Origin of the sequence: Bacteroides sp. LFL-34 (assembly GCF_027257075.1) — a bacterium.
GTDB classification, from domain to species: Bacteria; Bacteroidota; Bacteroidia; order Bacteroidales; family Bacteroidaceae; genus Bacteroides; species Bacteroides ovatus.
This window is the reverse complement of sequence record NZ_JAPQKZ010000020.1, coordinates 78,180-102,290: the sequence shown is the minus strand read 5'-3', so window position 1 is coordinate 102,290 and position 24,111 is coordinate 78,180. Positions and strand designations below refer to the sequence as shown.

Sequence of the window (24,111 nt, the reverse complement as noted above, 5' to 3'; positions counted from 1 at the left end):
TTATTTTTGTTGATTTTTCAATTTAAGCGCGTTTCGTTCCAAAATGGTATAGTTGTAAGGCGAAAATAAAATAACGCGAAAATGGGCTTAAAATAGCCTTATTTTCGTATCACTTTAATACGGCGATTATGTGATATTATTATCATATAAGTACGTGCGTGTGATACTATGTTATGGAAGCCTTTTTAGAATTTCGGAACTTTACGACCAAATACTAAACGGCATTTGCACATCCAGCACGTTCCACCGTCTGGGCATTGGCTTTTTTGTTTAATTCCGTAAGGCTTTCTATTGTACGCTGCTGGCTTTCTATAATTGAAAGCAAACGCGCCTTTTCGCTATTGGCTTCTTCCAGCAACTTAGCCAACAGTTCGGAAGAAGGCAACCCGCCCGTATTTTGCCGTTGTTCGCCTTCCTTCTTTCCGTCAGACAACAACATTTCCCCCTGACCCAGCAAAAGCCAAAGCGGATTAAGTTCCGGGAAGTGTATGCTAATAGCTTGCATTTTATCCGGTTGAATAGACTTTTTTATAGACATAACATAAGAGGAAGACACGCCAATGCGCCTGCAAAATTCCCTTTCGCTAATATTCAGCGTATCTATAAATTGTTTAAGTCGCTCTTTTACACTTGTTTCCATAAACATAACTGTTTCTAAAAGTTAAAAATCGGCTTTCAGCTAAAAATATGAACACTTTTAGTTTGCATATTGTATGCTTTTACTATACATTTGCATTGTGTTAGTTGTTCGGTTGCAAAGGTAAGCAAAAAGCGAACACTTAGCAATGACAAAAACACGCTAATTTACAGAAATTTATAAAAGCTATATGATACATACAAGCAAATTCATTAACAAGAACTTCCGCATTAAAGTAAGCGGAATAGACAACGAAGGCAACCGCATTAACAAGCTGGTAGGCGTTAGCGGACTTCTGAAATTGATTGGCGAAACTTTAGCCGATAAGTTTGTAACACGTGCTTTAAAAGCAGGATTAGATAAAGTTAAGTGCTGCCTGCGTAGAGGGCTTCGCGTCACTTTCTATGTAAAATAACATAACATTCAGCTATATGGAGAAAGATTTTGAAAGCATTAGAAGCAAGGTTCAGAAACTACAAGCCCTTGCGGAACGCGGCGAGAAAGGCGAAGCCCTGAACGCAAAGCGTTTGTTAGACCAACTATTAGCTAAATACGGCGTTTCGTTGGAAGAAATAGTAGAAGCACAGGAAGAAAAACAGCAGTACACCTTCAACGTAAAGGAAAACGGGTACGGATTTACTTTGTTTACCCAGTGCTATTTCAACGTTACAAACGAAAAACGGATGAGCTACCGCCAGCGCAGAAGATACGTTACCGTTGAATTAACCAAAATGCAGTACGTAGAATTGCAGGCTTTGTACGATTGGCACTACAAACAGCTTACAAAGGACATGAAGCGGATGCAAAAGGAGTTTACGGAAGCGTACATACAAAAGCATAGGCTATTTGGCAAGCATAGTGACGACAACAACGAAGAAGAACGGGAATTAAGCCCGGAAGACATGCAAAGACTTTTGCGTATGCTTAACTACATGGATAGCATGGAAGATACCAGCTATTACAAGCAGATAGGTAACGCTTCTTCTTCCGATTAACGTATTACCTTAATACAAATCAGAGGAACTATATATAAGCCAGCGGAAAAGGAATCCCCTTTGTAAAGGCTATAAACCGATGACTGCGGAAACAGACCGCGCGCGGGACGCTACGGGCGTACGAAGGGCGAACCTTCCCCCGCGCACTATGAATTTTAAATTTTACAATTATGGTAGTAACAACAGAAAATAAGAAAAAAAGCAGGGGCTTCCTTAGCGGGTTGAACCAATTACGAGTAGGCGATTACAAAATAGCGGTAACGGAAATAAAAGCTGCTTTGGGCATAAATAACCGGAATAGCTTCTACGCATACCGGGACGGAAAGATAGAGCCTAAAGTAACGCAGGCTAAAGCCGTAGAAGGCGTATTCAACAAATACGGTATAACAGCCAATATTTGGGACGTATGAGGTTAAAGGTAGAACTAAGCAGACGGGAAACCGAGGTAGCGCACTTGCTGGCGTGGGGAGCTTCCAAGAAAGAAGTAGCGGACATGCTGTTTATTTCGACCCGCACAGTAGAGAACACAGCCCGGAACATCTACGCGAAAGTAGGCATACAGAAGGCTACAGAACTTTGCGTTTGGTGGTTCTGCACAAAACATAATGTTCCGGTAAGCCTTGACCCGTTGAAACGTACATTCGTAGCGGTAGCCCTTCTTCTAATTATACTCCCGAAGGAACTTACCGGAAACGGCGATTTTTTCAGAGTAGGAAGACGTGCGCAGATAACACGGATTGCCAAAACGACGGGAAGACGCAAAGGCGAAAACGATTATAACCCTTTTGAAGTTTGCAGTTATGACTAAGATTTTTAAAGCCCTCGGCATAGAATTTACGAAGCCGCTAAAGTGGTATAACTGGCTTACCCTTGCTTGGGTCGCTGTTTCCTTTGTCCTTCTAAGCATTGACACCGAAACCGCGCCTATATGGGCGGTATTCCTTGTAGTAGCGAATTTCGCCCTTTCGATAAAGGTAGCGGCAAAGACAGTGCCGGACATTAAAGACGACGAAAACAGTTAGACTATGGATGCTAAGAAAAGAATTATAGACCTTACGCTCGGCGAATTTCTGGACGCGATAGGCGAACGTATGGAAGTTTCAGCACAGAAACCGGAAAAGCCCAAATCGGCAAAGCGTTACGTGTACGGCTTGAAAGGGCTTGCAATGCTGTTGGGTTGTTCCAAGACAACCGCAGCGCGGTTGAAGGCTTCCGGACGGATTGATGAAGCGATAACGCAAGTAGGCGCGCTACTGATTATTGACGCTGATTTAGCGTTAAAGCTGGCAGCGGACAACAAAAAGAAATAACTTTTTAAAACACAGCTATATGATTAATAATATTTGGATTAACATTCCCGGCTTTTCTAAATACGAAATAAATAGGGAAAGCAGGCAGATACGAAGCTACTGCCGGGGAGTAGAACCGCGTATATTGAAACCATGCAATAATGCATTGATATTAAAGGCGGATAACGGGGAAAAATACACCGGAAGCCTTAAACGTTTCCTCTATTCGGCGGAAAAGAACATAGACCCGCGCGAGATTAGCCGAAAATACTGTATAGTTGAAACAGCCAGCGGGCAGATAGAACTAATAGACCGTAATACATTCCAAGAACGGATTAGGGAACGTTTGAGAAAGAAAAAAAGCGTTTCCAACATACAAGAAGAATATTTGAATGCCATCCAATTTTGCGCGATTGTGTTACAGGCATACCGAACGGGTGATTTTTCAATGGTAATAACCGAGATTGAAAGCCGTAAAGCAAAAGTTACGGAATACATCATCCGGCACAGAATAGCGGTACAGCCGGAACGCGTACGGGAAGTTTGGGAAGCCGTCTTAGACGTAGCCCTAAACTGCATCATAGAGAAGCGCACCTACATAGTAAACCTTACGGGCTACCTGAACAGCATAGCGCGCTCCTATGCAGCCCAAAAGAAGAAATTAGAGAAAATAACCGTAAGTCTTGACGCGGGATTTTATTCACTTCAAAAATATCAGTAATATGAGCAAAAAAGCAATCATCAAACGTTTAAGCCTTGCTAATTTCAAAGGCTTGCGTAACGTCGTTATAGACTTTAACGACACAGTTACAACCATCAGCGGACGGAACGGTACGGGAAAAACTACCATTATGGACGCTTTTACATGGCTTCTTTGGGGCAAAGACAGCGAAGGGAATGTAGATAGCAAATTCGGAATTAAGACCAACGACGCGGAAGGCAATTTTATTCCCGACCTTGAACACGAAGTAGCCGGAACGTTAGAAATAATAGATACCGAAACGGGAAGCGTTGAAACCGTAGAACTTCGCCGCGTATTGGTTGAAGAATGGAAAACAGAGAAGGGAAAGACGGAAAGGAAGTTAAAGGGACACCATACCGACTACTTCTATAACGGAGTCCCATTAAAAACAAAAAGCGAATACGACGAACGTATAAACGCGATTATACCCGAAGCCGTTTTCAAGATGATTACCAACCCCTACTATTTTCTTTCCCTTCATTGGACGGCACAACGTGAAATGCTTTTGCAGATTGCCGGGGGAGTAAGCTACGAAGACATAGCAAAGGGCAATACAGCCTTTGCCACTTTGATAGAACAGCTTAGCGGGAAAACCGTAGAAGACTATAAACGCGAGATTTCAGCGCAAAAGGAGAAGATAACGAAGGAACTGGAAAAGATACCTACACGTATTGACGAAATAACGCGCGCTACCCCGCTGACACCGGATTATGCCGCCCTTAATACCGAGAAGGAACAGCTTACAAAAGAATTGAACGACATAGACGAAGCCGCCGCATCAGCAGCGGAAGCCAACCGTATCGCCTATGAAGCTGCCGCTAAGGTACAAACCGCCATAAATGACAAACGTAGCAGCCAGCACGCTTTAGTATTTAATGCAAAGGAAACGGCAAGGAACGAAGCGTTCAAAAAGAACGAAACCTACAATAATGCCAACCGCAAGTTACAGCAGGTTATAAACGACGAACGCAGCGAAGCCAGCCGTTACCGTAGCGAATACGACCGTTTGACGAACGAGAAGAAACGGACGCAAAGCACGATAGAAGGCTACAAGCAAATGCAGAACGAACTACGCAAAAGATGGTACAAAGTAAACGCCGAAGAATTTACCGCTACGGAAAGCCTTGTTTGCCCGTTGTTCAAGCACGCTTGTGCCGACCCGGTAGCATTAGCAAAATATAATACCGACCGGGAAGCCGCTCGCGAAAAATTCTATGCAGACCGGGAAGAACGCCTTAACAAGATTAATACGGACGGTCAGCGATTAAACGAAATGATAACATCGCAGGAAGAAGAAGCCAACCGGATAGACAAAGCGTTAGCTGAATTGGAAGCCAGCCACACTACCGCCGTAACAAAGGCGAAAGAAGACCGCGAAGCGTTGCAAAAGGTTTTGAATGATAATCCACGCGTAAATACCGAACCGGATATTAACGGAGAAGACCTCCCGGAATGGGTTGCACTTGAAAAAGAAATAAAGGAACTTTCCGAACAGCTTCCAGCCTTCAACGCAGAAGACGCGGCAAGCAGAACAGAGATACGCCAACGGAAAGCCAACCTTACCGCCCGGCTTGATGAAGTAAAGCGTAAGCTAAACCTTCGCACCATTATAGAAGCCAACGAAAAGCGCATAGCCGAACTAAACGGGGAAGCCGCAAAATTGGCGCAGGAACGCGCCGAAATACAAGGATGCGAAATAGTAATAGCCGATTTGATAAAAGCCCGTATGACGGAAGTGGAACGCCGCGTAAACGGATTGTTTAGCCGGGTTCAGTTCAAGATGTACAAAACGCTCGTAAACGGCGAAAAAGAACCGGATTGCATTTGCCTTATTGACGGGGTAAAATACGCGGATAAGAACCAAGCCGGGAAAGTTAATGCCGGGCTTGACATAATAAACACCCTTTGCACATTCCACAACGTTAGCGCGCCTATTTTCGTGGATAACGCAGAAAGTATTAACGAGTTTATCCCGGTTGTTAGCCAGCTTATAAAGTTGGTAGTAACTACCGAAGACTTCAAAGTAGAATAACAGAACATTATTAACCATTTTAATAAACAAATTTATGGATACATCAAAGAAAATCACGTCCTACGAAGACGCTTGTAAAGTTTTGAACATTCAACCGATTAACGAAGAAGTGTTTAACGCTTTCCCGAAGGAAGACCAAAGAAGTATGTTAGCCTACCACAAGCTGACTGTAATAACCCGCGCGCTTAATAACGGCTGGAAACCGAATTGGGACGACCAAAACGAATGGAAGTATTACCCGCTATTCCGCTATGTAAATGCCGGGCTTTCGTGCGCGAGTACGCATTACGCGGCTACGAATGCGAGTGCGTATATCGGCTCTCGGCTTTGCTTTCCCACGTCCGCGCTCGCGAAATACGCAGCCGAACACTTTGCGGACTTGTACCGTGACTATTATTGCTTTGCTTCGGAAAACGGAGAAACGCAACAAGCGGAAAGCAGCCAAGAAGAACCCCAAAGCGACTTTTTGAAGACCACCACAGAAGTAATGCAAAAGCATTTAGTACCATTCTGTAACGGAAGCAGTTCACGCGGTCTTATCGTAGTAGGTTGCGACACTGATACGAAGGATAAAAATGGCGAAGGAAGTACCGGAGTAATGGTAGGTTTTTGCGGAAATTATGGAGCCATAATAAAGGGATTGAAAGAACTTCTTACCGGAAAGCAGTCCGCGCCGATAGTAGAACGAGCAACCCGCGAAATAGCTTTTGAAAAGATGATTAAAGGTGGCGGAATAGACGACTTTTTAAAGGACATAATGAACAATAATTAACTAACGATAGTATGAATACCAACACTTTACCCGCTACCGTATTGGCAGCAAAAGAAAAGTTTGAATTAGCATGCAAAGACGCTTCGGCTTTGCAGATAGTAAGCAACTTCGGTGCGGCATTTACAGCCGTAAACGTAATAGCACTTCTTCGCGAAGCCATGACCGATGAAGTAATGGATAAGGTTTTCATGCCTTTGATGAACACGAAAATAGGATTTCTTACAGACCGAAACGGGCGTGCAAGAAGCGGCGGGCGCGCCCCGCTTCCTCTTTACACCCGTGACATAGTGCGCGATTGCATCATAGACGCGGTTACTATCGGCTTGCTTCCGACCGGAAACCAGTTCAATATAATAGCCGAAAGGATGTACCCCACTAAGGAAGGTTATACTTCGCTTCTTCGCAAGCTGGGCGTAAAATACTTCATTGATACCTCATACGACAAGGGGCAAACGCAGAACTTTGCCGAAATACCCTGCAAAATAAACTATGAGTATAACGGGGAGAAAAACGGCTTTAGCATTATTGCAACCGTAAAGAAGGATGATTACAGCAGCCACGACCAACTGCGCGGAAAAGCCGAAAGAAAGGCTAAGAAAGCCCTATACGAGTACATTACGGGGTGCGACTTCGGCGATGCAGACGAACAAAGCAGCGTACCGATAGTGGATGCGGTAGCCGAAGAAATAAAGGAAGAAGCGAATGCCGCGCCTACTATTGGGGTTATCGATGGGCAACCCATACAAGCCCAGCAGGGACAAACGGGCGGACAAACGGCGCAAAGCGAGCCAGCCAACCCGCCGCAAGCACGGGAAGGTCGCGGAAGTAATAACGCTAAACCATTGTTCTAAATATGGAATTAACCGTGCTTGGTTCGGGTTCAGAGGGTAACGCCTACGTTTTGCAAAATGCGGGCGAAGCCCTTCTGCTTGAAGCTGGAATACCATTCAAAAAGGTATTAGCAGCATTGGGCAACAACGTAAAGAAAGTAGTAGGCTGCCTCATTACTCACGAACACGGCGACCATGCCGGGCGTATTAATGAGGTTTTAAACTACGTTGTTCCGGTTTACGCTTCCAAAGGCACGATAGAAACCGCTAAGGTTAATTCTTGCTGGCGACCTACCCCCATAAGGATGGAAAACGGAAGTTACCAGCATTTACGGCTGGGCGGTTTTACTATCATTCCCTTTCCCACGAAGCATGACAGCCGCGAACCGTTGGGCTTCTACGTCTGGCATGAAGAAACGGGCGGCGTATTGTTTGCTACCGATACTTTCTATTTGCCTTGCACATTTGCCGGGTTGAACAACATATTAATTGAATGCAACTACGACCCGGATATATTGGAACGCAATGTAACAGAAGGTTATATACCGGAAGTATTGAAAGAACGAGTACGGAGAAGCCATTTAAGCTACTATACTTGTTTGGACGCGTTGAAGGCTAACGACCTAACACGGGTTAATAACATAGTATTGATACATATAAGCGAAGGGAACGGCGACGCGGTAGCCTTCCGGGACGGAATAGCAAAAGCCACCGGAAAAACGGTACACGTTGCAAAACCCGGATTACGGATTAGTTTCAACAAAACACCTTTTTAATTGCAAGCACTATGATTAAAGGGTTTTCAGAAGAAACGCAACCGCTGACAGAATACGAAAGGAAAGTAATCCTTCCGATTATTCTTGAAGGCTTGAAAACCAAGATAGGCAAAGCCAACGCGGTAACGAATAAGTATATTATTTCCCGGTTACGTGACGGCTACAAGATAGACGCGGCACGACTAAGGAAGATAATAAACCACATTCGTACAAATGACCTTCTACCGGGACTTATAGCGACTTCCGAAGGCTATTTCTTGGCTACGACCGAAAGCGAACTTTTGGAGTACGAAGAAAGCCTAAAAGGACGTGAGGAAGCTATAAAAGCGGTACGGTTGAGCATAGCAAGACAAAGGCGCATCCTTTATGAAGATGCGCACAAGCCCAAGCAGGGAACATTATTTTAACATTTATTTTTAACGACATGAAAAAGATTTGTTTATACAGAAAAGAAAACGAAAACGATAGTTTGCGTTTGCAAGGTAGATATGACGGTATAGAAGAAGCGCAGGACGCTGTAAAGGAACTTACCGAAAGCGAAGGAAACGGTACTATTTTCGATTACTTCTACAAGGAAGAAGATTACGAGGAAATAACCGACCGGGTAAAGACCTACGAGGACGCATGTAAAGTATTGGGAGTAGAGCCGATAAACGAACAAAACGCGAAGGCGCAAGGGTTCAGACCGGACGAAATAGCACGCCGCAAATTGGAAACTATTGCCGCAGCACTTAACGAAGGCTGGAAACCGGATTGGAACAATACCGACCAATACAAATACTACCCTTACTTCTATATACAAGAAAACGCGAAAGGCAAAGGTTCTGCCGGGCTTTCGTGCGCGTCTACGTCTAACGCGGCTACGTATACGTCTGCGGATCTCGGCTCTCGGCTTTGCTTTTACGCTTCACGTTTGGCACGGTACGCGGGCAACCAATTTACAGACTTATACGAACAAATTTTAATTGAGAAGCTATGACAAAGCAGGAATTAGTGAACTCGGTAGCGGAACAGACCGGATTAAACGGCTACCAAGTAAAGGAAGTATTAGAACGTACATTTGATGTTATTCGGGACGAAGTGACGGGCGGCGATGCGGTAACTATTCGCGGCTTCGGTACTTTTCAAACGAAGCAACGCAAGGCGAAACCAGCCCGGAACATAAATACGGGCGAAACCATATTAGTTCCAGCCCGCAAGGTTGTTGTTTTCAAACCGTCAAAGGACTTTAACGCGGATAAGCTATGAAGCAGAACGAAAAAATACAGACCCGGAAAGACGAAGTACGCTTCAAAACTTCGGACATACGCCGGATAATAGGGAAATACTTGGCAGCAAACGTTTTGCGTACATGGAACGAGGATTTTGTGGACGACGAAACGGGCGAAGTTGTAACCATTGAACGCAACGAAATTTTGTTTGAGCGCGGGAAGTATATAGATAACGATTTGGCGACCGAAATAAATTTCTACTTGCAAAGCAATGACGTAAAGGAAGTAGAAGTAAGTAACCAGCGAAGGCTCGCTTACGAAAACAAGCGAACCAGTCTTTACCCGTTCAAGATTTTCGCTACCATTGGCGGCAAGCGGCATAACTTTATATTGCAGGCGCAAAACATAGTCAAAGCCTATGAGGTTGCGACCGACTATATAGAGCTGAATTTTACCCAACCGTTCGACATCGTTGGCATAAAGTTGATGGATAGGGTTATAATCCTTAACGACCGACTGCGGAAGCACGTGGAAGCGCAGGAAGGAGCAAACGAGGAAGGCGAAGAAAGCAACGACGGGGAAGAACAGCGCAATGACACGAAGTATTATAAGGTTGAAGCCGACGTAGCAATACAATCGGAAGACGAAGAAGAACCGAATAAGCAGAACTACGATTTTGTTGTAAAGACGCGCGACGTAGATACGGCTAAGGTAGTCATTACCGCATGGATAAACAGCAGGATAAAAGAACGCATAGAGAAAGAAAACGACGAATGCAAAGTAGTGGATATTTCCATACTTGCGGCTTCGCCTTTCGCTTGCAATGCGATTGTAGAAAAAGCCTTCTGTTTGGCATATAAAGACCAAGAAGAAAGTTATTAACTAACCGGGGCGCGCCTTCGGGCGTGTCCCCTTAAATATATCTATCATGGGCGATAAAAATTCATTCGTATTATATATGGATTTGCTTTCAGTGCTTGATGAACTCGATGATGAAGAAACGGCTATGTTGTTCCGCGCGATTAGAGCCTACAACCAATTAGAAAGCGAAAACGAGGCTATACGGACGAAGGCGGTGGAAGATTTGGAAGCAATGACGGCAAACAAAACCGTTAGGATAGCATTTGCACCCATCCGAAAACGTCTTGAAGCTGATAACAAGCGTTACGCGGAAACAGTGCAGTTGAATAAAGCTAACGGCAAATTAGGGGGTGCACCTAAAGGTAATCAGAACGCACGAAAGAAGAAAAAGAATACGGAAACCGAGGAAACAAGCCAAAACAACCCAAACAACCGGGCGGTTGATTTTTCAACCGAAACAACCGAAGGGTTGAAAAAACAAGCGAAAACAACCGAAAACAACATTGATATGATATGTAATGATATTGATATGATTAATAAATATCCTTCTCCTGCTCTTCTTGATGGTGTGCGCGAGAGAGAAAGCACAAACGGCAAGGAAACCGAAAACCGTAAGTTCCTAACCGAATTTTTCAGCGAAAACAAAAGGGCGCAGATAGAAACCATTTGCATGCAACTTTATGTCACTCCCGAACGATTGCGCAAGGAAGCCGAAGAAGTTATAGATGAATGGGAACTAACCGGAGATACCCACATAAATTATACCGAATGGGCGCGGCATTTGATTAATCATCTAAGAATTAAAATAAGGAAAGACAATGGGAACAACAGAGAACAAAAAGCAGGAGCAACCGATACAACGAATAGATATAGCGGCATTTGCGAACCTACTACGCAAAAGAAGCCCCGCCGTAGCACGCTTTAGGATTGACCGTTATACGCAGGACGTACCCGCCATGCTACGCGAATGTTACCGTTTCCAAGTTGAAAACCGGGGTTATACCTACCAAGAAGACGAAGCGACAAGGCAACACCTTACAATGGCGGCGCGTTGGCTTGTTGGCGAAAGCATGAAACCGGGGTTATTCATGTACGGAACACCCGGATGCGGAAAGACAACATTAGCGCGTGCAATTTCCCAGCTAATAAACACGATTTACCACAGCGATATATCGTTTGAGCGTAAAGGTGTTTCCTTTATTCCAGCTTCCGCACTTACAGAAGCAGCAAAAGGCGAAAAGCAGGAACTTTTAGCGGATTTGAAGAATACCGAGCTTCTTTGCATTGATGACGTAGGGACAGAACCAGCAAGCCTAAAGGTTTGGGGAAACGAGGTTAGCCCGTTGGTAGATTTGCTATACCATCGTTACGACCGCCAGCTATTTACGATTATAACCTCAAACTTGGAAGGCGACGAAGATATAGCCAAGCGTTACGGGGTTCGCGTAGCCGACCGATTTATAGAGATGTTCGACCTTATAGGCTTCGATAATTCAAGTTACCGACCAAGACTAACAAGGCTAACATCGCGATAGGCGTACAAATGAACCACGATTTTCAACTATCGTATTTCAGACAGTAAGATGTAAGGGAAACAATATAATAACGCCTTAACGGGCAAAAAAACATAGAAGACATGAAGAAGCACAAAGTTTATATTTCGGGACAGATAACCGGACTTCCGGTAGCTGAATACGTGGAAAGGTTCAGCAAGGCGGAAGCGGAACTTATGGCAAAGGGTTACGAGGTTGTAAACCCATTGCGGTACGAATTAAAGCCGGGTTCGCGCTGGCACGAACAAATGAAGGTGGATATTCGCCTTTTGCTTGATTGCGACGCGATTTATATGCTTTCTAATTGGGAACGCAGCACGGGCGCAGGGCTGGAACTGTACATAGCCGAAGGTTTGGGACTGATTATAAACTATGAGAAACCACCCAAACACCGGGATATAAAGACGGCTATACTTACAGCTATGGGGGTTAGCTTCGCTTCCATTTCAGAAGACAGCCGTAACCGCTGGCACGTTTACGCCCGGATGATTTACGCGCATCATTGCAAAAAACGCGGCGAGAATACCCAACGTATAGCGGAAGAAACCTTACACGACCAAAGTACGATATGTTATTACCTTCGGCGGTACGATAGCGAATACAAGTATAACAAAGAGTTTCGCGCAGCAGCCGAAAAGGTTGCTACCCTATTGAGTAAAAAGTTAAGTGTTCCAAAAGACGTATTAAAATAAGACGGTTTTTCGCTATGAGATTTGCACTAAGAAATAAAAGCAAGCTAATAAAGGCTTTCGGGGAAGACTACTATAAGCTATTGATGAGTAGCTTAACAGCCTTCGCTAAAAGCAACCGGGAAATAGCCGCCTATACCGTTGAAGGGTACACTTACGAATTTATAAACATTCCCAACGTTCAACCGAACGCAGATAGTAATTTTCAATTTGCGATAGTAGGAAAGATGTACGACGTGATACACGTAGCCTATTATAGCGCAATAGGATAAGAAAGACGGCATGGAGCAACTGACATTTGATTTTATTGAGGAAATAGTACCTATACCGGATTGTAGCTTTTTGATGGACGTAACCGGGTTAAGAACCCCTACCGAGGTTGCAAACGAAATGGTAAGGGAAGCACAAGTTTGGCAAGAAAATAATCCGGGAAAAGACGTGATGGACGTTATAACCCCGGAATGGCAAGAATATATTAACCATAAAATTAAACATTTATGTTAGCAGTAACAGTAATAGGAAACATCGGCAACGATGCAGAAATTAAAGAGTTCAACGGGCAAAAGTTTATTGCTTTCAACGTTGCGAGTACAGAACGCTATAAAGACGGACAGGGCAACCAGCACAGCCGGACAACGTGGGTTAGCTGCCTAAAGCCCGGCGAAAGTTCCGTAGTAAGTTATTTGAAGAAGGGAACGCAGGTATATGTACGCGGTAGCCTTTCCGTTAAAACATTCAATTCCGGGAACGGAGTACAAGCGGGGGTTAATTGCCTTGTGCGTGAACTTCAACTATTAGGCAGTAAGCAGGAAACACAAAACGAGCAGCAACAGCCAGCTACTACCAGCACGCCGCCAACCTATACCCCGGCGGGAAGTGCGTCGCCGTTTCCACCAGAAAACGAAAAAGATGATCTTCCTTTTTAAAAATATTCAGCTAACAGAAAAATGAATAGAAAAGAAGAAATAAAAAGATTGCCTTTTGTCGTTTCAGCCTATAAGCAAATTTACCGTTCTGAAAGTTGTTGCGGGATTTGTAATTTGCCTTGGTCGGTTTGCAGTCATGAACATATAGACATTACCGATAAATACGGGGTGTTCTACGTTTGCCCATATTGTTGGGAAAACAACGATTTACAGACTATTTTAAAAGCGACGACACAAGGTTATTTAAGTCAGTTCCATTCATGCTCTACAGATGAAGATAAGGCGCATTTTCTTGAAGAACATAAGCTGGTTGATATATTGATGAAAACAGAACAGAAATATATATCAACCCATTCTGAAAAACAAGAAAAATAAAGAACTATACAAACTTTAAAAGTAGTAAGACAATGAAACCAAAAAAATTTCAAGAAGCAAACGTAGTTTACGGCGAGGGACAACCCGAATACAAGCCATTGCCAGCACATAAAACGAAAGAAGGGCAGGCTATTTTCTGTTTTGAATTAGACGAAGCGGAACGAAAAAAAATAGCCAAAACGGGCGAATTATGGGTAAGCCTTCTAACCTTCAACCAACCGCTGCAACCCATTTTTATAACTATAAACAAGTCGGATTTATTCATACAGCCCGACGCAACCCAACAGACCGATAATGAAAGCAGTAGTATTATTAAGTAAGAAGTTCTTCCCGGCACATTTCCGGGCAGGCGAAGCAACCGATTTTAAGGCGAAGGTTCTTAACGGTCAAAAGCGGCACACATGCCGATGCAATTATGAGTATTGGAAGAAAAAAATAACCGCCTTGCAGGAAAAAAGCGGTACGTTATGCCTACGACAATGGGCAGACAAACCGTATAGAAGCCCGCAGGAAAGTATTTTAGAAGTTCCGGCTAACATGTGCATAGTTCAGCCTTTGATATTACGAAGGAACGGTTTAAACTTTACCGCAGAAGTTGAAGGACACCCGGTTAAGTTGGAAGATTTGGCGCGTAACGACGGGCTGACACCTTCGGAATTTGCAGCATGGTTTATCCCGGTATTCGATAAGGCGCAGGAAAACGCGCTAACCTTTGCTATTATTCAATTTACAACGTTCAGATATTAGCTTATGGCACAAGAAAAAGGTATCGGCGAAAGTTGGGAGGAAATTGTAAAAGCATACGCAAAGGCAGAACGGGAATTAGGCATAAAAGTGTATTGTGTACTTTGTATTTGCAAGAAGGTAAACGGCAAAAAAGTTGTATTACACCGTTACGACCTACCCCGCGAAATCTTACAGCGGCGACGGTGGGTTATAAATTGGCGCATGGCTAAATTAACGTGTACAGACCCGCGAGCACATATATATGAGACATTGTCTTTTTATGATAAAACAAGCGGAGAAACATACGGCTTTAATTCCGATTTATCAAGACTAACCGCATTGAAGGGGCGAATAACCTTACAAGAAAATAGGATAAAAGACTACATCGAAGCAAACAAAGGTAATTTGTTCTTTGACGAAACCAACGACCCGCAGTTAGTTAAAGTTCGGAGAAAGCTGGAGCGTGCGAGAAAGAACGTAGCCGATGCAGAAGCGAGATTAAGAACAAAGGTGGAACAAAAAATAGCAGGGAAATGAAAGTAAACGGTAACGGTTTGGTAGAGATATACGGCGAAAAGACCAAAGAACGCGGCTTTTTCTGCATGAAGTTGTTAGCCTTCCTAAACACAGAAGCAGAACCGGGAACGGAAGCCTATGCGGAACTTTGGGAGCAACGATTTGACGAAGCCAAGTTAGGGGCTTGCGCCTATCGGAACAAATGCCCGATTTACGCAAGAACCGCGAAGAAGGGAATACAACAAAATTTATTTGCACAGTTATGACCCCAAAGGAGTTTTACGACAAAGTTGTAGAGATGCGGAAGGCACAAAAAGAATACTTCCGTTTCCGCGCACCTTCCGCGCTAAGCAAATCGAAGCAATTAGAAGCCGAAATAGACACGGAAATAAAGCGGGTAGAACAACTTCTAAGCGAGAAGGAAAAAGCCCGGCAAACTTCGCTTTTCGGGGCTTTTGACGAAGATTTATTAAACCGTAGTAGTAACGATTAAAGGCTATTCGATGAAAAGTTACCAATTTGAGGAAATAACATTCTGGCTTTCGCTTATTGCGTGCTTGTTGGCTCACGAAGCAAAAATAGATTGGCTTACAAGAATACTTATAGTAGTCAGCATAGCAAATTTTGCCAGCGCAATAGTGACGGCTTGGATTGATGTAAAACGTAAAAATAAAAATTAGCATTATGGTTAATGTAGAGATTGACGCGCGTATATTGGAAGATAAGAAGTTCAATACGCAGGTAGAAAACATTATAACAGAAACAAGAGAAGCCCGCAGAAATGTACAGATAGGCGGGGCACAGTTAAAATCTTCCCCGGTTATTCGGTTGATGGACGAAGGCAACCTTTCGCTTTCCTTCATCCTTTCGGAGTTCCCGAAGATAGCCAACAAGGAAAGCCAACTATCACGCGGGCAACGCGATGTAGTGGCGAACATTGTTTTTGAAGCCGCCCGACGGGTTGTTTTCCTTAACCAGCAGGAACGCGCCCGAAAAGCAGCGGAAAAGGCTAACGAAAAAGCGGCGGGAAATGACATTTGAGGAAATGAAGGCGATAGCCAATAAGACTACTACCCGGAAAAAGTCCAGGCATATAGAAAGCCAAATACAACAAAGTTGCGTTAAGTGGTTCCGTTTGCAGTTCCCGGAAATTGGATTACTACTTTTTGCAGTACCCAACGGCGGAGCGCGGAACAAACGGGAAGCCGGGATATTGAAGGGCGAAGGTGTTACAGCCGGGGTAGCCGACATGATACTGTTAAAACCTTCGGGCGGCTTTGCTTCCCTTTGTATTGAGTTCAAGACCGAAGAAAAGGGCAGTACACAGCGCGAAACACAAAAGCAATGGCAGAAGGCAGCGGAAGCCGCCGGAAACAAGTATGTTATTTGCCGTTCTTTCGATGATTTCAGAAAAGAAGTAATAAGTTACTTATTCCCGAAAAAGTAGGGAGCGTGAAGTTTTGGCGAAGTATTTTAGGGTTTAGCGTATCACTTTAATACGCTAAACCTTTTATTTTTGCAGCAAAACCAAAACGAGGGCAATAACGGGGATTGTTCGCCGGGTCGCGTTACCGCCGTTGTTGGTTTGTTTATTCAGGCTTTACAAAAGCATCATATAGCTGATAGCAACGGCTAAGAGCCGAAGCGGGGCGCGGCGTAAAAGACCACGCCCTTTTTTATTAAAAACGATTTAATATGGCAAAGATTAAAAAGACAAAAATAGAAGACCTTATACCGGACGACTTGAATTTCAACAAGGGTACGCAGTTCGGGCAAAGCATGATAGAAAAAAGCCTGCGCACATTCGGCGCGGGGCGTTCAATCCTGCTCGACAAAAACAACAAGATTATAGCCGGAAACAAGACTACCGAAGGCTTTGCAAGTGCAGGCATGGAAGATGTTATTATAGTCGAAACAACCGGAAACGAACTTGTAGCCGTAAAGCGCAACGATATAGACTTAGATACAAAGGAAGGGCGCGAACTTGCGTTAGCAGACAACGCGACAGCCGCCGCTAATCTTGATTGGGACGAAGAAGCCATAGCTAAGGCAAAAGAAGAGTTCGGTATAGATAACGAAGCATGGGGCGTTCCGGTAGATTTTGGGGAAGACAGCGAAGGGGATGAAAATCCGGAAAAACAACTTAAACGCCTTAAAGACGACTTTATTTTGCCGCCGTTTTCTGTATTGAATACCCGTACCGCCGAATGGCAGGAACGCCGCCGGGCATGGCTGGAAATAGGCATAAAAAGCGACGAAGGTAGAAGCGAAGATTTGACTTTTGCAAAGACAGCGCAACCGCCAATATTTTACGATACCAAGAACGCATTACGCGAAACTTTAGGCAGAGAACCACAGACGGAAGAAGTGATAGCGGAAATGGAGCGTTTAGGGCTTAAAACAATGACTACTACAAGCATATTCGACCCGGTATTAACCGAACTTTCTTACCGTTGGTTCAACATTGAAGGCGGACGGATATTAGACCCGTTCGCAGGCGGAAGCGTTCGCGGCATAGTAGCGGCAAAGTTGAACATGCCTTACGTCGGCAATGATTTGAGCGAAGCCCAAATTAGAGCCAACAGAACAAACGCGGAAGAAGTATTAGGTGTAAGTTGCCCATTCTTTCCCCAATGGACGGTAGGCGATAGTTCCCAGCTTGAAGACGTTCTTAGCACGAACGGGATAAGTGGAGATTTCGATATGATTTTTTCCTGCCCGCCCTACGCGGATTTGGAAGTATATAGCAATGACCCGCGCGATATTTCAAACATGGACTATGCGCAATTCATTGAAGCGTACAAACGTATTATAAAGCAATCCTGCACCCGGTTAAAAAATAACCGTTTCGCGGTTTTTGTCGTTGGGGATATACGGGATAAGAAGGGCATTTACAGAAACTTTGTAAGCCACACAATAGAAGCATTTACGGGGTGCGGTCTTCATTATTACAATTCCCTTATCCTTGTAAACCAAATAACCAGCCTTGCAATAAGAGTACGGCGGCAGTTCAACGGTACGCGCAAGGTAGGAAAGGTTCATCAAAACGTGCTGGTTTTCTGTAAAGGCAGCGTAGAGGAAACGATAGATAGTTTTGAAGAGTTGCAGGTTAAAAAGGCGTTGGAGATATTCAACAAGAGCCGGGAAAACAGTAACCTGCACGATGATGTATTAGTATTCTACAAAGGCGACCCGAAGAACATTAAAGAAGATTTCGGGGAACTTCATATAAGCGACGAATTACCACAATAATAACGTAAGTCATGAACTCTAAGGAAGGTAACAATAATACGGCAAAGAAAGGCAGAAAGACCAAATACACGCCCAAAATAGTAGAGCGTATTTGTGAGCTTGTAGCAAAGGACACTTACAGCGTCCCGGAACTTTGCCGCGCCGTTGGCATTGACGAAGCGACCTTCTACCGTTGGAAGAATGATAAAAGCGAGTTTTGCGAAGCATTAGAAAAGGCAGAAGATAAACGTTTAGCCTTCTTTGCCACAGAAGCAAAACGAAGCCTTTTAAAAAAGATACAAGGCTATACGGTGCAGGAAAAGCATATAGTAACCGTAGGAAGCGGCAAGTTTGATGTAAACGGGAAGGAAATACCGCGTATAAAGGAGCAAAAGACAGTAGATAAGCATTTCCAGCCGGACACAGCGGCAATAATATTCACGCTTACCAACGCAGAACCGGAACGCTGGCGCAACCGACAAAACGCGGAAGTTACCGGGAAGGATGGAAAAGACCTTATACCACCCGCCCGTACATTGACGAAGGAAGAAGCTAAGGAACTATTTAAAAAGCTGGATAGTGAGTGCTAAAACGATAAGGGATATAGACGTAATACGTACCTTTGTTTTGCAGGGTACGTTAAACTTTACGCGATACTTCTTCAAGATAAGGCAGAAGCGCAAGTTTGTTGTAGGCAAACACCATAGGGAAATAGCTGCTGCGCTTGACAAAGTGCTTTGCGGGGAAATTACGCGCCTTATCATAAACATTGCACCACGATACGGAAAGACAGAATTAGCGGTTAAGAACTTTATAGCGGAAGGACTGGCTATCAATCCGAAGGCTAAGTTTATTCATCTTTCCTATTCCGACGACTTAGCCCGCGACAACTCGCGCGGCGTGCAGGATATTATAAACGAACCGGAATACAGACGCATTTTCCCGGCTACTATACCGACTTCAACCAATACAAAGAAGTGGTACACGACCGAAGGCGGCGGCTTGTATGCCGTTTCTTCCGCCGGGCAGGTTACGGGCTTCGGCGCGGGTTTGGTTGATGAAGAAGAAAACGACGAATTGGCAAAGGAAGTAGAAGAACTCGACGGACTGAACGCTGACGGCTTCGGCGGTGCAATTATAATAGACGACCCAATAAAGCCGGACGACGCACGTAGCGCACAAGTTCGCGATAAAGTAAACAACAAGTTTGAAACAACCATACGAAACCGCGTAAACAGCCGCAAGACCCCGATAATAATTATCATGCAACGGTTGGACGAAGACGACCTTTGCGGCTACCTGCAACGCCTTGAACCGGGCGAATGGACGGTATTAAGCCTTCCGGTCATAGAAACAGGCGAAGATGGGGAAGAACACGCGCTATGGGAGTTTAAGCACACGCTACAAGAATTATATAACCTTCGCGAGAAAAACGTTTATGTCTTTGATACGCAGTACATGCAGAACCCGACACCATTAACCGGGCTTATGTACGAACGCGAATTTAAGACATACGAAGTACAACCCGTTACCCGGAAGCGCAAAATTAAAGCCTACATAGATACGGCAGATACGGGCGCGGACTTCCTTTGCTGTATTATCTATCTTGAAACGGAAATAGGAAACTTCATCATTGACGTGTACTATACGCAGGCGGCAATGGAAACAACCGAACCTGAAACCGCGCGCAGGCTTACCAAGTACAAGGTAGAGGAAGCCATAATAGAAAGCAACAACGGCGGACGCGGCTTCTCCCGGAACGTTGAAGCGCAATGCCGCATATTAGGCAACCGGGAAACTTCCTTTACGTGGTTCCACCAATCAGAAAACAAGGAAGTGCGCATATTCAACCACTCGGCGGAAGTGCAGAACCTTACTTACTTCCCGAAAGGTTGGGAACATATTTTCCCGCAGTTCTATAAAGCGATAGCCCAATACAAGAAGACCGGAAAGAACGCACACGACGACGCGCCGGACGCATTGACGGGAACGATAGAGAAACGTGGAAGCCAACCCCAAAAACTTAATAGAATATTTCGATAACTTAAATATTTACAGCTATGACAATAGAAGAACTATTACAAAGCGAAGACATTAGCAAAGTCGTTAGTGAATTGAGAAACGGACGTTTGAGTGTAGAGCCTAACACAAAGGAACACGTCGCGCAGTACGACCCGAAGCTGCACGATATAAATGACACGCAAAAGCGACCGGACAAACTTGTAGTAATTGATAAGGACAGCGACGAATACGGCGAAGTCAAAAACGTGAACCCGAACGTAGAACAGACCACGGAACAAGGGTTTAGAATAGAACCCGTAGCGCGTATAGCATTGGCTATTCAAAAGTTGATAGTAAAACGCGCCGTAGCTTTCACGTTCGGAAACCCGGTTACTTATGGAAGTAACCCGGAAGGGGAAGACGAAAAAGCTCTTTTGAAAGCTATAAACCGAGCCTTCCACGACGTTAAGGAAAAGACACTTAACAGACGGATAGCGCGAAGCCTTTACAGCATGACAGAAGTAGCCGAACTTTGGTATCCGGTAGAAGTGCCTGAACACGAAACCTACGGCTTCAAAACTACGAAAAAATTTAAGGTAGCTATATTCAGCCCGATGTTTGGCGATAGGCTTTACCCCTACTTTGACGACACGCGCGATATGGTTGCGTTTAGTCGCCAATTTACGCGCAAAGACCGGGATATGATTACACGTACCTACTTTGAAACCTATACGAAAGACAAACACTATTTATGGTGTTGCGACGGTTTGGACGGGGAAGTAGCGGGTAAAAATTGGACTCTGGTAGAAGGCTTCCCGAAAGAATTAACAATAGGAAAGATACCCGTTATTTATGCCTGCCAGCCACAAGTAGAATGGGAAGACGTTCAAAGCCTTATAGACCGATTGGAAAAGCTGCTTTCCAACTTCGCCGACACGAACGACTACCACGCCAGCCCTAAGATTTTCGTACAAGGAAAGGTTATAGGATTTGCCCGGAAAGGGGAAGCCGGGGCTATCATTGAAGGGGAAAACGGGGCTACCGCGCAATATTTGGCATGGCAAAACGCACCCGAAAGTGTTAAGCTGGAAATAGAAACACTCCTGCGCATGATTTACACCATTACGCAAACGCCCGACATTTCGTTTGATACCGTCAAAGGAATAGGCGCAATTTCCGGCGTAGCCTTACAGCTTCTTTTCATGGACGCACATTTGAAGGTGCAGGATAAAAGCGAAATATTTTCAGACTATTTGCAACGAAGGGTAAACGTACTAAAAGCCTTCTTCAAACAAGCGCATTTGGAATGGTCTAAGGCTTGTGACAATTTAATAATAGAACCCGAAATAGTACCTTACATTATCGAAGACGAACTTAGTAAGATAAACATTCTTACATCAGCAAACGGAAACAAGCAGATTGCAAGCCGACGCGCCACTATTCAGCGTTTGGGATGGGCGGATAACGTGGACGAAGAAGAAAAGGCTATAATTAACGAAGAAGACCGGGAAAATAGCTATTATCAGAACGAACCGACTATTTAGCTTTAAGAACGTATTAAAATAATACGTCTTCTTTGGTTTCTGCGCGTTTCTACCCTTCGGACATATAAACTAACGCCAAAGGAAAGAAACGCGCTTAAACGCGATTTTTCAAGAAAATAACTATGGCAAAAGAAAACCAACTTATAATACAGCTTCGCGGATTTGACGCGAAACACTACACAAGAACCGAACGCTACGCAAAGCAAGTAGCCAAGTTATACCAAACGGCGGCGGATGAATTTGCCAGCCTTGCTGGAAAGATTAACCTTCCGGCTGGCGGAACGTTTAACTTCGACGACTTCCCAAAAGCCAAAAAGCAGGCGCGCGGCATTGTTACCCGGCTTGCCGGAAAGATTGAAGCCGTAGTTACTTCCGGGCAACGTTCCGAATGGCTGGCAGCATGTCAGAAGAACGACGCTTTTTTAGCTTCCATCCTTCGGACTTCCAAACTGACCAAAGAGGAAGCAGAACGTTACCAAGCGCGCAACCTTGAAGCCCTTAGCGCATTTCAGAAACGTAAGGAAAACGGTTTGAACCTTAGCCAAAGGGTTTGGAAGTATGCCGAAGAATTAAAAGACGCTATGGAATTGGGCATAGACGTAGGATTAGGGGAAGGAAAAAGCGCACAGCAATTAAGCCGTGATTTACGACAATACTTGAATGAACCCGACCGACTTTATAGGCGAGTACGCGATAAAGGTGGCAACCTGCGACTAAGTAAGGCGGCAAAGATGTACCACCCCGGACAAGGTATTTACCGTTCTTCAGCAAAGAACGCCCAGCGATTGACACGCACCGAAATAAACATGGCGTACCGGGAAAGCGAATACTTACGATGGCAACAGCTTGATTTTATTGTGGGTATTCGTGTAATGCTTAGCAATAACCACACTATAAAGAACTCCAAAGGCGAACCCGTTCCGTTCGTGGATATTTGCGACACGTTGGCAGGGGATTACCCGAAAACATTCAAATTCGTAGGGTGGCATCCACAATGCCGCTGTTTCGCCGTTCCCATCATGGCGGATTACGACGAATACAACAAGAACCGGGCTAATAGGCTAAAAGCGATTGTTAAGGGCGCACAGTATAAAAGCCTTCCTTCACGACGGACAGTTAAGGACGTACCTAAAGCCTTTCGGGATTACATCAGCAACATTGAAGAACGCGCGAAGGGCTGGAAGTCCATGCCTTACTATATTCGCGATAATTTCAACGGCGGAAAGATTAGCGGCGGGTTAAAGACTGGAATAGCAAGTAAGGTAATGAATACCGTAGAACCATGTACGGAGTTTGACAGCGATATAGCTTATTACAAGCGCTGGGCGTATTCCTTCGGTTTGGATGTTTCAGCTTTAGACACTTTACGCAATTCCGGTAACAGAACCGCACTGACCGGGGAAATAGACAAAGTAGATAACGTACTACTTCAACGAAAACGGGAATGGCTTAGGGCGATAAGCGACTTACGGGACTTCATAGAAAAAGACATGAAAGGCTTTGCCGACTTGCAAAAGGAGTACACAAGTATTATGAACGCCAACGAAATACATACTTCAAACTATTACGGCGATTGCATCCCAAAGCTACAACAGGCATTATCCAAAGCTAAGACAGATTTACAGAAGGCTAAAGCGGAAGTAGCCAAAGGCGGAGATAACCCGCATCCGGCATTAAGAACCGCCTACACTTCGGATGTACAAGTAGATGAAACCTTTGCAAAAATAAACAAGGAACTTACCGAAAAATGGTTTGAGAACGGAGATTTAAAACTAACTCCAACGAGAAGAACGGGGGTAAACGGTTTTACGTACATGGACGGGCGTTTATCATTAACGCCGGATAGATTAGCCGGGGTAAAATCTGCATTAGCTAAGATAGCTACAAGACATTCGGCAGACATAACAAAAGGAGAAGCAGACGCTATGGCTACATTTTGGCATGAGATTACACATAATAGGAACAAACCGGGAAATATGTACCTTACCGATACGCAACGGCGTTATATGGAATTGGCAAACGAATTTGTATCACGTAAGACCCTACCGGAGTTTTACAAGAAATTAGGATGTCCCAAAACACCTTATCCCGAATTTATTACCAACCGTAATTCTACCGGATATAATACAATGGTTAATAATTACGATTGGGTTATAAGTAACTTCGGGCTTGACGCTAATAAAGTATTAGCTACGGTAAAAAGGAATCTATATAACGAAGTTTATTCCGACCAATTAACCGGATTGAAACAAGGTTTGTTAGATGGTGGGTTAAAACGTTTAGACGGTAAGAAGATTAGCAAATCAGACTTAAACAACATCTTAAAAAGCTGTTGCTGCGGACGGGCAACGCTTGAAAATTGGCTAAAGCAAAACGGATATATGAACTAAGGGGCTTATTACCCC

The 24,111-nt window shown here is 44.4% G+C and carries 35 protein-coding genes; 34 read left to right on the top strand and 1 reads right to left on the bottom strand.

What is annotated here, in order from left to right; all coding sequences use genetic code 11:
- Nucleotides 1-214: 214 nt before the first annotated feature.
- On the bottom strand, nt 215-640 hold the full coding sequence (locus N5O98_RS13690; protein ID WP_195207763.1) for an XRE family transcriptional regulator: 426 nt from the start codon (nt 638-640) through the stop codon (nt 215-217).
- Nucleotides 641-827: 187 nt separating this feature from the next.
- On the opposite strand from N5O98_RS13690, the gene N5O98_RS13685 reads away from it, so the two are divergent.
- The 34 genes from N5O98_RS13685 (at nt 828) to N5O98_RS13520 (ending at nt 24,096) form a co-directional block, all read left to right on the top strand.
- Complete coding sequence (locus N5O98_RS13685) at nt 828-1,052, top strand: hypothetical protein (protein ID WP_038610112.1); 225 nt, start codon at nt 828-830, stop codon at nt 1,050-1,052.
- Between the two features lie 16 nt (nt 1,053-1,068).
- Nucleotides 1,069-1,632, top strand: coding sequence for a DUF2786 domain-containing protein (locus N5O98_RS13680; protein WP_038610115.1), 564 nt, complete (start codon nt 1,069-1,071; stop codon nt 1,630-1,632).
- A 170-nt stretch (nt 1,633-1,802) separates the two neighbouring features.
- Nucleotides 1,803-2,042 (top strand): hypothetical protein, encoded by a 240-nt coding sequence (locus tag N5O98_RS13675; RefSeq protein ID WP_051926279.1) that lies wholly within the window; start codon nt 1,803-1,805, stop codon nt 2,040-2,042.
- Nucleotides 2,039-2,440, top strand: a complete 402-nt coding sequence (locus N5O98_RS13670; RefSeq protein WP_051926280.1) for a helix-turn-helix domain-containing protein — start codon at nt 2,039-2,041, stop codon at nt 2,438-2,440. The genes N5O98_RS13675 and N5O98_RS13670 overlap by 4 nt, the downstream gene beginning before the upstream one ends.
- A gap of 217 nt (nt 2,441-2,657) precedes the next feature.
- Entirely contained in the window at nt 2,658-2,942 is a 285-nt protein-coding gene (locus N5O98_RS13665) for a DUF3853 family protein (RefSeq protein WP_038610122.1), read from the top strand.
- A 19-nt stretch (nt 2,943-2,961) separates the two neighbouring features.
- Nucleotides 2,962-3,642: a hypothetical protein gene (locus tag N5O98_RS13660; RefSeq protein WP_269495764.1), complete on the top strand. Its 681-nt coding sequence runs from the start codon at nt 2,962-2,964 to the stop codon at nt 3,640-3,642.
- Nucleotide 3,643: 1 nt separating this feature from the next.
- Nucleotides 3,644-5,695, top strand: a complete 2,052-nt coding sequence (locus N5O98_RS13655) for an AAA family ATPase (protein WP_269495761.1) — start codon at nt 3,644-3,646, stop codon at nt 5,693-5,695.
- A gap of 34 nt (nt 5,696-5,729) precedes the next feature.
- Nucleotides 5,730-6,467 (top strand): hypothetical protein, encoded by a 738-nt coding sequence (locus tag N5O98_RS13650; protein ID WP_269495758.1) that lies wholly within the window; start codon nt 5,730-5,732, stop codon nt 6,465-6,467.
- A gap of 11 nt (nt 6,468-6,478) precedes the next feature.
- Complete coding sequence (locus tag N5O98_RS13645; protein ID WP_240056312.1) at nt 6,479-7,318, top strand: hypothetical protein; 840 nt, start codon at nt 6,479-6,481, stop codon at nt 7,316-7,318.
- 2 nt (nt 7,319-7,320) lie between these two features.
- On the top strand, nt 7,321-8,073 hold the full coding sequence (locus N5O98_RS13640) for an MBL fold metallo-hydrolase (protein WP_038610131.1): 753 nt from the start codon (nt 7,321-7,323) through the stop codon (nt 8,071-8,073).
- Nucleotides 8,074-8,084: 11 nt separating this feature from the next.
- Nucleotides 8,085-8,480 carry a hypothetical protein gene (locus tag N5O98_RS13635; protein ID WP_038610134.1) on the top strand — a complete coding sequence of 132 codons (396 nt, stop codon included), beginning with the start codon at nt 8,085-8,087 and terminating at the stop codon, nt 8,478-8,480.
- A 17-nt stretch (nt 8,481-8,497) separates the two neighbouring features.
- Nucleotides 8,498-9,052 (top strand): hypothetical protein, encoded by a 555-nt coding sequence (locus N5O98_RS13630; protein ID WP_269495755.1) that lies wholly within the window; start codon nt 8,498-8,500, stop codon nt 9,050-9,052.
- A complete protein-coding gene (locus N5O98_RS13625) occupies nt 9,049-9,321 on the top strand; it encodes an HU family DNA-binding protein (RefSeq protein ID WP_038610137.1) in 273 nt (90 codons plus the stop codon). Before N5O98_RS13630 ends, N5O98_RS13625 begins: the two co-directional genes overlap by 4 nt.
- A complete protein-coding gene (locus tag N5O98_RS13620; protein ID WP_269495752.1) occupies nt 9,318-10,166 on the top strand; it encodes a hypothetical protein in 849 nt (282 codons plus the stop codon). The genes N5O98_RS13625 and N5O98_RS13620 overlap by 4 nt, the downstream gene beginning before the upstream one ends.
- A 46-nt stretch (nt 10,167-10,212) precedes the next feature.
- Nucleotides 10,213-11,070 carry a DUF6291 domain-containing protein gene (locus N5O98_RS13615; RefSeq protein ID WP_269495749.1) on the top strand — a complete coding sequence of 286 codons (858 nt, stop codon included), beginning with the start codon at nt 10,213-10,215 and terminating at the stop codon, nt 11,068-11,070.
- Nucleotides 10,964-11,680 (top strand): AAA family ATPase, encoded by a 717-nt coding sequence (locus tag N5O98_RS13610; RefSeq protein ID WP_303442233.1) that lies wholly within the window; start codon nt 10,964-10,966, stop codon nt 11,678-11,680. The genes N5O98_RS13615 and N5O98_RS13610 overlap by 107 nt, the downstream gene beginning before the upstream one ends.
- Nucleotides 11,681-11,781: 101 nt before the next feature.
- A complete protein-coding gene (locus N5O98_RS13605) occupies nt 11,782-12,390 on the top strand; it encodes a DUF4406 domain-containing protein (RefSeq protein WP_038610146.1) in 609 nt (202 codons plus the stop codon).
- A gap of 14 nt (nt 12,391-12,404) precedes the next feature.
- Nucleotides 12,405-12,659 (top strand): hypothetical protein, encoded by a 255-nt coding sequence (locus N5O98_RS13600; RefSeq protein ID WP_038610150.1) that lies wholly within the window; start codon nt 12,405-12,407, stop codon nt 12,657-12,659.
- Between the two features lie 10 nt (nt 12,660-12,669).
- The gene (locus tag N5O98_RS13595) at nt 12,670-12,891 is read left to right on the top strand and encodes a hypothetical protein (RefSeq protein WP_038610152.1); all 222 of its coding nucleotides are present in this window, start codon (nt 12,670-12,672) and stop codon (nt 12,889-12,891) included.
- The gene (locus N5O98_RS13590; RefSeq protein WP_051926284.1) at nt 12,885-13,313 is read left to right on the top strand and encodes a single-stranded DNA-binding protein; all 429 of its coding nucleotides are present in this window, start codon (nt 12,885-12,887) and stop codon (nt 13,311-13,313) included. The genes N5O98_RS13595 and N5O98_RS13590 overlap by 7 nt, the downstream gene beginning before the upstream one ends.
- Before the next feature lie 21 nt (nt 13,314-13,334).
- On the top strand, nt 13,335-13,688 hold the full coding sequence (locus tag N5O98_RS13585) for a hypothetical protein (protein WP_038610155.1): 354 nt from the start codon (nt 13,335-13,337) through the stop codon (nt 13,686-13,688).
- 32 nt (nt 13,689-13,720) lie between these two features.
- Nucleotides 13,721-14,008: a hypothetical protein gene (locus N5O98_RS13580; RefSeq protein WP_051926285.1), complete on the top strand. Its 288-nt coding sequence runs from the start codon at nt 13,721-13,723 to the stop codon at nt 14,006-14,008.
- Nucleotides 13,983-14,435, top strand: a complete 453-nt coding sequence (locus N5O98_RS13575) for a hypothetical protein (RefSeq protein ID WP_051926286.1) — start codon at nt 13,983-13,985, stop codon at nt 14,433-14,435. Before N5O98_RS13580 ends, N5O98_RS13575 begins: the two co-directional genes overlap by 26 nt.
- Before the next feature lie 3 nt (nt 14,436-14,438).
- Complete coding sequence (locus N5O98_RS13570; protein WP_151853633.1) at nt 14,439-14,951, top strand: hypothetical protein; 513 nt, start codon at nt 14,439-14,441, stop codon at nt 14,949-14,951.
- A complete protein-coding gene (locus N5O98_RS13565; protein ID WP_038610161.1) occupies nt 14,948-15,196 on the top strand; it encodes a hypothetical protein in 249 nt (82 codons plus the stop codon). The genes N5O98_RS13570 and N5O98_RS13565 overlap by 4 nt, the downstream gene beginning before the upstream one ends.
- Complete coding sequence (locus tag N5O98_RS13560) at nt 15,193-15,423, top strand: hypothetical protein (RefSeq protein WP_038610164.1); 231 nt, start codon at nt 15,193-15,195, stop codon at nt 15,421-15,423. The genes N5O98_RS13565 and N5O98_RS13560 overlap by 4 nt, the downstream gene beginning before the upstream one ends.
- A 10-nt stretch (nt 15,424-15,433) precedes the next feature.
- Complete coding sequence (locus N5O98_RS13555; protein WP_192915966.1) at nt 15,434-15,610, top strand: hypothetical protein; 177 nt, start codon at nt 15,434-15,436, stop codon at nt 15,608-15,610.
- 4 nt (nt 15,611-15,614) lie between these two features.
- Nucleotides 15,615-15,971, top strand: coding sequence for a hypothetical protein (locus tag N5O98_RS13550; protein WP_038610167.1), 357 nt, complete (start codon nt 15,615-15,617; stop codon nt 15,969-15,971).
- A complete protein-coding gene (locus tag N5O98_RS13545) occupies nt 15,961-16,377 on the top strand; it encodes a VRR-NUC domain-containing protein (protein WP_172504125.1) in 417 nt (138 codons plus the stop codon). Before N5O98_RS13550 ends, N5O98_RS13545 begins: the two co-directional genes overlap by 11 nt.
- A gap of 248 nt (nt 16,378-16,625) precedes the next feature.
- A complete protein-coding gene (locus tag N5O98_RS13540; protein ID WP_038610170.1) occupies nt 16,626-18,182 on the top strand; it encodes an SAM-dependent methyltransferase in 1,557 nt (518 codons plus the stop codon).
- 11 nt (nt 18,183-18,193) lie between these two features.
- The gene (locus tag N5O98_RS13535) at nt 18,194-18,751 is read left to right on the top strand and encodes a phBC6A51 family helix-turn-helix protein (RefSeq protein ID WP_051926287.1); all 558 of its coding nucleotides are present in this window, start codon (nt 18,194-18,196) and stop codon (nt 18,749-18,751) included.
- The gene (terL, locus tag N5O98_RS13530; RefSeq protein WP_269495746.1) at nt 18,741-20,204 is read left to right on the top strand and encodes a phage terminase large subunit; all 1,464 of its coding nucleotides are present in this window, start codon (nt 18,741-18,743) and stop codon (nt 20,202-20,204) included. Before N5O98_RS13535 ends, terL begins: the two co-directional genes overlap by 11 nt.
- Nucleotides 20,205-20,221: 17 nt before the next feature.
- Nucleotides 20,222-21,706, top strand: a complete 1,485-nt coding sequence (locus N5O98_RS13525) for a phage portal protein (RefSeq protein WP_038610174.1) — start codon at nt 20,222-20,224, stop codon at nt 21,704-21,706.
- Between the two features lie 122 nt (nt 21,707-21,828).
- Nucleotides 21,829-24,096 carry a hypothetical protein gene (locus N5O98_RS13520; protein WP_051926288.1) on the top strand — a complete coding sequence of 756 codons (2,268 nt, stop codon included), beginning with the start codon at nt 21,829-21,831 and terminating at the stop codon, nt 24,094-24,096.
- Nucleotides 24,097-24,111: the final 15 nt, after the last annotated feature.